Here is a 9,622-nt window from a genome sequence, read left to right as displayed (position 1 = left end):
TACCCCTTTTCCTTCGATTTGGGAGTGCAAAAGTAGGTTTATTTTTTGCCCTCGCAAACATCTTATGCGATTTTCTGTTTACGGCAACGCAACTGCCTTATTGTCAAGGAGAATTGTTTTAATGAATGTATTAGCTTATATCACTTATCCTTCACGCAGCCTACATTAAAACCGCAACTGCGGTCATCTACATCGGTTTTACCTTTATGCTGTTATTATATATACTGTAATTGGTGGCAAAATCGGCCTGTGCTTCGCCGGTCACCGTCCACCAAGTAGCAGAAATGCCTCCGTTATCGTACATTCCGTTGTTATTACTAATACCGACAGGCAGGGCGGTAAACCCGGTTCGATTGATTGCCGTATTATTTGGCGCTTTCCAGTATTGAGAGCACTAAGCTTACTGCCCTCAACACCATTACCTCCTAAATAAGCAAGCATTACCTTCCACTCCTGCTCCGTAGGGAGATGCAATTCCTTTGGTGCAATCTTACGCATGTTTGTTAAGGCATTCCAGCTATAAAGCCTTCCGTAGGCTTCTTCGTTATTTTCATCATTATATATACAGTTTCAGTAAGCGCCCGTAGTTTGCAAGCGCCATGATTTGTCGTTAGTCACTACAAGGATCTTATCGCTCTTGTTATAACCTGTTAATTCCAGGTTTTCGGTCAGCCAGTTTTGATTATCTATTATTATAGCATGATAGGTGTTTCGTCATAATCCGTAATGTTCGCACCGTGCTTTAATTTCGGCACTATAGCTGTTGTTGTGCCTCGCGTTTGCGACGGATGCGCACTTTTATTTTTACAGCTTGTAATGAATGTCATTGCAAGCCATATTACTCCATATATATAGGTGCGCATCTTTATAGTATAGATAGTTGATTTTATAACGCAAACCTGTGCTCCCGAAACAACACAGGTTTAAGACTTGTGGTCTTACCAATTACCTGTGGTTTATATAGTATAGCATTAACTGTTGATACGCTGTGCGCACCTACTAGGGTAAAACCGTTGCCATTAAGTCAGCAATTTTTAACGGTGTTATAATTGGATGTTTACGTTTCGCCGATGCCAAAAGAATAGCCAGATACGCTATAATTTTGAACAATATTGTCGCGGCAGATATAACCTTAGGTTTCAAAGGCATTATTGCCCGGGCTGCTAACGTTGCAACTGGTGAAATTAAAGTTGCGCCACCAATCGTCTTTACTGTCATCTACCCTGATACCGTTGTAAAGCAAATATCTAACCCACAAAACCATCCTTTAAAACAAAAGTGGCCGTAAGTTAAAAGATGTTAAATGTAATAAGGGATGCCTCAGGGTAGCAATAAGCGGAGTAACTTAGCCGATAAATAATAATTGATTGATTTACATTATATAATTATCTTTGCAGGATGTTTAAAAAGCAACGCGCTATTATTGCTGGCTTGTTAATTTCTTCGGTTTTGGTGTTTGGTGGCTGCAAGAGCAGTTACGAAAAGCTGAAAGAAAGTAATGACCGGGCTAAGCAATACCAACAAGCCGTAAAATACTATAATAAAAAAGACTATTCTAAAGCGTTGGAGCTGTTTGAGCTGCTGATGCCTAAATATCGCGGCTTGCCCGAGGCAGAGGATTTGTTTTACTTTAACGCTTACGCCAATTATAATTCAAAGGATTATACTTCGGCTCAATATCACTTCAAAAACTTCGCCGATTCGTATCCAACCAGTGCCCGTGCCGAAGAATGCCGTTACATGTCGGCCTACTGCTTTTATCTCGATTCGCCAAACGCGTCTTTAGATCAAACCAATACCACCAAGGCTATCGAAACGCTACAACTGTTCATCAACCTTTACCCAAAAAGCGAACGCAGTGTTGAAGCCGGTAAATTGATACAAAATCTGCGGGATAAGCTGGAAACCAAAGCCTATAACAATGCCAGGTTATATTTGGATATTGGTGATTATCTTTCGGCTACGATGGCCTTCAATAACGCACTCCGCGACTATCCAGATACCAAGTATGCCGAGGAAATGGAGTTCTTAATTGTTAAAGCTCAGTATTTGTACGCTAAAAATAGTGCAGAATACCGCCAGGAAGAGCGTTACACACAAACTATGGCTTACGCCGATCAATTTACTGAAAAGTATACGGCCAGTAAGTACCTGCGCGATGCTGCCGATTACCGCAAAGACAGCGAGCGTGGTATAGCCCATGCCAAACGCGTGATAGCCGAGTACGAAGCCGAAGGTAAATTAGCTAAGAAGATAGCTGCTGACAGCACTAAATCAACCGGACAACAACAATCAATTACCGATCGTCAAAATCAAAAAAGCCCTCAATAATTAAATATACGAACATGAGCAACAATAATATCGTTAAACCTACTGTAGCCAGCAGTACCGTAACCCGCGATTTACGCGACCTGGACAAAACAACAGGCAATTTGTATGAGTCTATTGTCATTATGTCTAAACGTGCCAATCAAATCTCTAACAACATTAAAGAAGAGCTTACTCAAAAACTTTCTGAGTTTGCTTCATCAAACGATAACCTGGAAGAGGTATTTGAAAACCGCGAGCAAATTGAGATTTCTAAACACTACGAACGTTTGCCAAAACCATCATTGGTAGCAGTTCAGGAGTTTTTAGAAGACAAGGTTTACTTCCGTAACCCAAGTAAAGATCAGGCTATTTAATACATAGCACTAAAATACTTAAAGCCCTTCTTTGTTTAAGAAGGGCTTTTTTATGGAATGTATATTTAAATGATATTTTTGTATCATGCTTGAAGGCAAAAAAATTGTATTAGGTGTATGCGGAAGTATTGCGGCTTATAAGGCGGCCACGCTGGTAAGGTTGCTGGTTAAAGCTGGTGCCGAAGTGCAGGTAATTATGACGGCCGATGCTGTTAACTTTATTACCCCGCTAACCCTTTCTACCCTATCCAAAAAACCGGCACTGGTTAAATATTTTGAGCCCGATACCGGCACATGGAACAACCATGTGGAATTAGGCCTTTGGGCCGATTTCTTTATTATTGCTCCTGCCAGCGCTAACACACTGGCTAAAATGGCAAACGGTCAATGCAACAATTTGCTAACGGCCGCCTATTTATCGGCTAAATGCCCGGTGTATTTTGCACCTGCCATGGATCTGGATATGTGGCGTCATCCTGCTACTTTAGCCAACGTGCAAAAGCTGCAGAGTTACGGTAACATTTTAATACAACCCGGCACCGGCGAATTAGCCAGCGGTTTACACGGTGAAGGCCGTATGGCCGAACCCGAAGAGATCGTCAGCTTTATAACGGCTGATACAAGTAAAATTCTGCCTTTAGCCGGTAAACAAATACTGGTTACTGCCGGGCCTACTTATGAGGCTATTGATCCGGTACGGTTCATAGGCAATCATTCTTCAGGTAAAATGGGCTTTGCCATTGCCGATGAACTGGCTAAACAAGGTGCCAGCGTTACCCTGGTGACCGGCCCTACCGCACAAAGCACTCAGCAAAAGCACATTACACGTATAGATGTCACCACCGCTGCAGAAATGCTTGATGCCTGCCTTCAATATTTTGAACTGGCCGATGCCTGTATTATGAGCGCCGCCGTGGCCGATTATACACCAATTACTGTAGCCACTCAAAAGATCAAGAAACAGGAAGATAGCTTTTGTATTGACTTGAAAAAGACTACCGACATATTGAAAGTACTGGGCGAACGCAAACACAGCAACCAGTTACTGGTAGGTTTCGCGCTGGAAACGCAAAACGAAGAGCAAAATGCCATTGATAAACTGCATAAGAAAAACCTCGACCTTATTATCTTGAATTCGTTAAACGATGATGGTGCCGGCTTTAAGCTGGATACCAATAAGATAACCATGATTGATCGCAGCTTGGAGAAAACCACTTTCGACACTAAAAGTAAAGCAGAAGTAGCCGCTGATATTTGCCAAAAATTGATTTCACTGCTGTAACATGAAGTACCCGGGCTTGTATATCTTATTGCTGTGTGTATTAAGCTTTACCGCTGAAGCACAAGATCTTAATGCCAGGGTTCAGGTATTATCGCCCAAAATTGCGACGACTAATAAACGTATTTTTGCCTCGCTGCAAACAGCCATGCGTGAGTTTTTGAACGGCCGTAAATGGAGCGCCGATAATATACAGCCCTCAGAAAAGATAGATTGCAACTTTATATTAACCGTTACATCCTGGGATAACGGCACCAGTTTTAGCGGCGAATTACAGGTGCAAAGTACCCGCCCGGTATATAATGCAGCCTACAATACACCGCTTTTCAGCATCAATGACCGCGATTTTGACTTTACTTATACCGAAGGCGAAACCATTGATTTTAACAATCAGAATTTCCAGAGCAACCTGAGTTCGGTGATGGCATTTTATGCCTATATGATATTGGCATTTGATTACGACAGCTTTTCAAGATATGGTGGAACTCCATATTATGCTAACGCTCAAACAGTTGTAATTAATGCACAGAGTTCATCTTACCGTGGCTGGAAAGCCTTTGATAACAATACTAACCGCTACTGGCTTTCGGAAAATACGATGAACAAAACTTACATCCCACTGCGTGAGTTCTTGTACACTTACCACAGATTAGGCCTGGACTTGATGGTAGAAAACGCCGCTAATGCCCGCAAAGCCATATTTGATGCCTTGCCGGTGCTCACCCAGTTAGACAGGGTACGGGTTGGTGCCACCTTGCCCACCCTATTCTTTTTAGCCAAGCGCAGCGAACTCGTATCCATATTTTCCAAGGCCGATCCGCAGCAGCGTTTGGCGGCCATGAACATTTTATCGCAGGCCGACCCGGCCAATGGCAATTTATACCAAACATTACAGAAATAAGTGTATTTAAGGTTGTTGAAACTCATATTTCTTCGGAAAACTTCTGGATAATTAGATATAAGTTTAAAAAACTTCATAAAAATAGATGAGCAGATTTTTGGAGGTTTTTTTTGTGAAAATTGCTTTCTAAAAGACTCGACAATTTTAGCAGGAGTTTGATGAAGCCATTAATCACAACCTTAAGACAGCGAAACACTACTTCTACCCATCAGAAAACCTCTGCTAATTTATTTAGCCAAATATTTAAACTGTTAGGCATTAGTTTTGCAATTGAGTATCTTTGTATTCAAGGATAAACTTACATGCTGCACCAGCTTAACATTCATAACTACGCTTTAATTGATAACCTGGAGATCAATTTTGATGCAGGTTTGAACATTATAACCGGCGAAACAGGTGCCGGTAAATCTATTATTTTGGGCGCTCTATCGTTAATCTTAGGTCAGCGGGCCGAGAGCAAGTACTTTTTTAATCAGCAAAAGAAGTGTGTAATTGAGGGAACGTTCAAAATTGGCGACTTTCACCTGAAAGCTTTTTTTGAGGAGAACGACCTGGATTACGAGGCGGAAACGGTATTGCGTCGCGAAATATCGGCCGACGGCAAATCTCGCGCTTTTGTGAACGATACACCGGTAAATTTGGCAACTTTGAAATTACTGGGCGAACAACTGATCGATATTCATTCCCAACAAGCCACCCGAGAAATTAATGACCCAGCTTTCCAGCTTTTAGTGGTGGATGGTGTGGCTAAACATCAGCCCCTGTTAGCCGACTATCAAACCAAATACCGCGCTTATAAAAAGAACACCACACGCCTGCAGCAACTCATTGCCGATAGCGACAAAGCAAAAGCCGACCTGGACTACTACCAGTTCCAGTTTGATGAACTGGATAAGGCAGCTATAGTGGCCGACGAGCAGGAAGAACAAGAGCAGGAACTTTATACCTTAAATAACGCCGAAGAAATAAAGCGCAATTTAACCGGTGCTTTATACTTGTTGCAAGATGGCGAGACAGCCGTAACGCTGCAAGTAAAAGAAGCCAACCAACAACTATCGGCCTTAGAGAAATTTAACCCCGAGATAGCCGGGTTGCATGAGCGCCTTAACAGCGCCTTGATAGAGATCAAAGATGTTGCCTCAGAAATTGAACAGCTGGAGCAACGCACGCAAACCAACGAAGCCCGGGTTGATGAGATCAATACCCGTTTGAGCCTTATTTATAACCTACAAAAAAAGCATCGCGTAAACAGTAATGCCGAGTTACTGGCCTTGCATGAAGAATTATCGGGCAAGATACAACAGGCACTGTTTGGCGATGAGGAAATTGAGGCCTTGCAACAGCAAATTAAATTGCAAAAGGAAGAGTTAGAAAGTCTGGCTGCGCAGCTATCGGCCAACCGCGTTAAAGCCCTGCCCGATATTGAAACCCAGGTAATGGATACCCTGGCCGAAATGGGCATGGGCAATGCACACCTTAAAATTGAGCATACGCCAACCACCAATAACGAACTCACTAAAACCGGTACCGACCAAATCCGCTTCCTGTTTACCGCCAATAAAGGTCATAATTTGGCCGAAATGAGCAAGGTAGCATCGGGCGGCGAGTTGTCGCGTTTGATGCTGAGCATTAAATCTATCATTGCCCGTTACACTGCTTTGCCTACCATTATATTTGATGAGATAGATACAGGAGTATCGGGAGAAGTAGCCAATAAAGTGGGTATTATTATGGAACGGTTGGCGGGTAACCTGCAAGTAATTACCATTACGCACCTGCCTCAAATTGCCAGTAAAGGCGAAAGCCATTACTTTGTTTATAAAAACAACGAAACCGCTACCACCTACACCCAAATTAAACAGCTCAACGAGCAGGAACGTGTGTTAGAAATTGCCAAAATGCTAAGCGGCGATAAACCGGGCGAAAGCGCATTGCAAAATGCAAGAGAGTTGTTGAATGCCTGATAGGTTTAAAGCTAACGTCATTGCGAGGTACGAAGTAATCTCTGCATGGAAAAGTAGTGCGTTATATGTTGTGCAGGGATTGTTTCGCTATTGCTCGTAATGACGCTTTTTTGGTGGTCTATAAATATTCGACAAATGAAAATAGCTATTATATTCCCCGCTTGTCTTTTTTATTCCGCTTTAGCAAGTGCACAATTCCGGCCGGGAAATCCCAAACCCGAGTTTAAAAAAATACGACAAGACACCATTAATATTACAGGTATTGTATATGATGCAACCGGCGCAGTAGCACCCCGTTTAACATTATACTCTAAAAACAGAGATTTTATTTACTCGGGTTACTATGTAGGCACCGATACGGACAAAGAGGGCAAATTTGTTTTGAAAGGAGCGCTATTTCATGACACGCTTACCCTATCTCCTTTTCGCGATAACCCATACCAATTTATAGTAAACGGTAGCCGCTACGTTGAAATTCACCTTCCCGAAACTTTTACAAAGATCAACTTATTACCAACTGTTGCATTAACAGCTAAACGAAAATACGCCAAAAAAATCCCGGTGTTTAAAGTGGTAACCAATGAGCTGATATTAGATTATTATGGCATCGTAGCATACTCACAGCCTTACCTCTTTGATGGTAAAGAACGCTATATAACTTTTATAAAGCAGCACTTCAATTATCCGCCGCAAGCTATTGAGCATAATGTAGAGGGGGAAGTTGAAATAGCATTCACTATTGAAAAAGACGGTAGCTTAAGTAACTATAAAACACTAAAAGGAATTGGCTACGGTTGTGAAGAAGCCGTAATTGACGTGTTAAGGCAAGCACCCAAGTGGGCTCCAGCTTTGACGCCCAACGGTACCCATAAAATGCAGTCTAGTATAAGTATACAGTTTAAATTAACTGATTAATAATTGGTACTTTTGAGTATAGCACTCTCAACATCATACGGTTAATCATTTAATATTAAACGCTTATGAAACAACACAATCTTCCTTTATTTGCTACCGCGGTAATAGCGATCATTATAGTATTGCTGAAAGGCAGTGTTGTTATTAACAGCCCCGATAAAGCCATGGGGGCTTTGCTTATAGTTTATACTATAAGCTGGTTAATCATTTCAATGCTTAAACAGCCGTTTAAACAAAGCTGGTCAGCACTCACCAATTCATTTAGACTTCTGCTAACTTTTGTTAAACCTAATTAATAGGTTTATAAGCCGGTCATACTTTTTAAAAAGCTACACCAAATTGAAAAGCTGCAGTAAAGCTGGTGGGTTTAGCATTGCCCAACCTTACAGGTAAAGACAACCATAAAAACGCTACTTTATACATCATTGCACCTTAAAATTCCATTTAGAATTATCGCTCTTCATATCAAACGGGGCCAGTGTGGGTGTACTGTCTCCTGATGAAACCAAGGCCAATTGTTGTTTTGAATTAGGAACCACTTTAGGCATTATTCTGTAAGTGCCATCGGTGAGTTGCTCAATACGCCACAACTGTTCGGGCGCACCGGTAAATGCCGGAACGGCAATTACTTCGGCCTCGGCAGTGGCGGCTAATGCCTTTTCTGTTCCGGCTATTACTATTTTGTAATAGGGAGCACCTAAATACCCACCTGCACCCGGCACTGCAGTGATGGTCCATTTTTGGTGTGGCCGAAACATGTAATCGCCTATTCTAACTCCAATATTACCTGCCGGCCAGGTTTTAACCACATCAGCCAGTTCCTGCGCCGGTAATGATTTTACCGGTTCATTGTCATCATGATTAAAACCTCGCATGCCGCCGGGCATCCTTACAAAATCAACACCTAACTCGAGTGCATATCCTCTACGCTCCGATTCTATTTCGTAGGTTCCCTCTTTAAAGCTATCGCCTGCAACAGGCCATCCGTTTTTCCAAAGCAGCGGACGAATACCCAACACACTACGCCCACTCTGATCCAGATCGGCCTCGTAGTGGCAAGACATTTTTTGAACACCATCCGCCAACACCATGCGGCCAAAATGCCCGGGACCAATTAACCGGCCGCCCGCTGCCAATACCATTTTGCCACCGCCTTTTATCATATCTCTGCCTACATTATCAAGATACGGACCGGTTACTTTACGCGAACGCCCCACCACAATATTGTAGGTAGAGTTTGTACCATCGCAGCAGGTGCCGTGCGTTCCAAGCAGGTAATACCAGCCATCCTGATACATTAGATCTGTTGCCTCACAATCGATTGCAATATTAATCGCCTGATTACCTTTTTTCCGCTGTCCGGTAGCAGGGTCGAGCTCAATTAAACGAATAAAACCAAAGTAAGTACCGTATGATAACCACAGCCGGCCATCATTTGGGTCTAACAATAAACCAGGATCAATGGCATCGTTATCTTCTTTACCGTCAGACGAAGCTACGACCACCGCTTCCGAATATTTAAAATCTGGAGATTTAGGGTCGAGCGTTTTATTCCACATGGTTAGTATTTTTCCATTATGCCCACCGCCTAAGCCCCCACCGGTTGCACCATACACTATAAGGTAACGGTTGCCAATTTTTACCACGTCCGGTGCCGCTCCGCCGCCGGGCCTTTCTGCGCCGCCGTTCCAGGTCCAGCCATCTTCAGATATTAACCCGCCTCCGCGTGTGCCAAAAGTATAGTACTTGCCATCGCATAGGGTAATGGTTGATGGATCATGGATAAATGGTTTTCCAATTTGTGCCCTCGCAGCTTGAGTTGAACAAAGGTAAAACACGGCTATTGTGCCTAATAATTTAAGTATAGATTTCATAACAG

At 42.7% G+C, this 9,622-nt stretch carries 9 protein-coding genes; 7 read left to right on the top strand and 2 right to left on the bottom strand.

The window, feature by feature from the left end:
• Nucleotides 1–261: 261 nt before the first annotated feature.
• Complete coding sequence (locus IEV61_RS20770) at nucleotides 262–564, bottom strand: FISUMP domain-containing protein (protein ID WP_188415083.1); 303 nt, start codon at nucleotides 562–564, stop codon at nucleotides 262–264.
• 538 nt (nucleotides 565–1,102) lie between these two features.
• On the opposite strand from IEV61_RS20770, the gene IEV61_RS06885 reads away from it, so the two are divergent.
• From IEV61_RS06885 to IEV61_RS06855, 7 genes are all read left to right on the top strand, one after another.
• Nucleotides 1,103–1,288, top strand: a complete 186-nt coding sequence (locus IEV61_RS06885) for a hypothetical protein (protein ID WP_188415056.1) — start codon at nucleotides 1,103–1,105, stop codon at nucleotides 1,286–1,288.
• 110 nt (nucleotides 1,289–1,398) lie between these two features.
• Complete coding sequence (locus tag IEV61_RS06880; RefSeq protein WP_188415054.1) at nucleotides 1,399–2,331, top strand: outer membrane protein assembly factor BamD; 933 nt, start codon at nucleotides 1,399–1,401, stop codon at nucleotides 2,329–2,331.
• A gap of 14 nt (nucleotides 2,332–2,345) precedes the next feature.
• Entirely contained in the window at nucleotides 2,346–2,684 is a 339-nt protein-coding gene (locus IEV61_RS06875) for a DNA-directed RNA polymerase subunit omega (RefSeq protein WP_188415053.1), read from the top strand.
• 85 nt (nucleotides 2,685–2,769) lie between these two features.
• Nucleotides 2,770–3,966, top strand: coding sequence for a bifunctional phosphopantothenoylcysteine decarboxylase/phosphopantothenate--cysteine ligase CoaBC (gene coaBC / locus IEV61_RS06870; protein WP_188415051.1), 1,197 nt, complete (start codon nucleotides 2,770–2,772; stop codon nucleotides 3,964–3,966).
• 1 nt (nucleotide 3,967) lies between these two features.
• Nucleotides 3,968–4,864: a type IX secretion system protein PorD gene (porD, locus tag IEV61_RS06865; RefSeq protein ID WP_188415049.1), complete on the top strand. Its 897-nt coding sequence runs from the start codon at nucleotides 3,968–3,970 to the stop codon at nucleotides 4,862–4,864.
• 302 nt (nucleotides 4,865–5,166) lie between these two features.
• A complete protein-coding gene (recN, locus tag IEV61_RS06860; RefSeq protein ID WP_188415047.1) occupies nucleotides 5,167–6,828 on the top strand; it encodes a DNA repair protein RecN in 1,662 nt (553 codons plus the stop codon).
• A 135-nt stretch (nucleotides 6,829–6,963) separates the two neighbouring features.
• Nucleotides 6,964–7,743, top strand: coding sequence for an energy transducer TonB (locus IEV61_RS06855; RefSeq protein ID WP_188415045.1), 780 nt, complete (start codon nucleotides 6,964–6,966; stop codon nucleotides 7,741–7,743).
• A 422-nt stretch (nucleotides 7,744–8,165) separates the two neighbouring features.
• On the opposite strand, the gene IEV61_RS06850 is transcribed toward IEV61_RS06855, so the two are convergent.
• A complete protein-coding gene (locus tag IEV61_RS06850; protein ID WP_188415038.1) occupies nucleotides 8,166–9,617 on the bottom strand; it encodes a family 43 glycosylhydrolase in 1,452 nt (483 codons plus the stop codon).
• Nucleotides 9,618–9,622: the final 5 nt, after the last annotated feature.

This window comes from Mucilaginibacter galii (assembly GCF_014635825.1).
In the GTDB taxonomy this organism is placed as follows: domain Bacteria; phylum Bacteroidota; class Bacteroidia; order Sphingobacteriales; family Sphingobacteriaceae; genus Mucilaginibacter; species Mucilaginibacter galii.
Note: the sequence above shows the minus strand (reverse complement) of the source record. Positions and strands in the feature narration are given on the sequence as shown.

What these genes read in the sequence shown, in the direction of transcription:
- IEV61_RS06855 (WP_188415045.1), top strand. Translation starts at nt 6,964, where the DNA reads ATGAAAATAGCTATTATATTCCCCGCTTGTCTTTTTTATTCCGCTTTA.
- IEV61_RS06850 (WP_188415038.1), bottom strand. Translation starts at nt 9,617, where the DNA reads ATGAAATCTATACTTAAATTATTAGGCACAATAGCCGTGTTTTACCTT.
- coaBC (WP_188415051.1), top strand. Translation starts at nt 2,770, where the DNA reads ATGCTTGAAGGCAAAAAAATTGTATTAGGTGTATGCGGAAGTATTGCG.
- porD (WP_188415049.1), top strand. Translation starts at nt 3,968, where the DNA reads ATGAAGTACCCGGGCTTGTATATCTTATTGCTGTGTGTATTAAGCTTT.
- IEV61_RS06875 (WP_188415053.1), top strand. Translation starts at nt 2,346, where the DNA reads ATGAGCAACAATAATATCGTTAAACCTACTGTAGCCAGCAGTACCGTA.
- IEV61_RS06880 (WP_188415054.1), top strand. Translation starts at nt 1,399, where the DNA reads ATGTTTAAAAAGCAACGCGCTATTATTGCTGGCTTGTTAATTTCTTCG.
- recN (WP_188415047.1), top strand. Translation starts at nt 5,167, where the DNA reads ATGCTGCACCAGCTTAACATTCATAACTACGCTTTAATTGATAACCTG.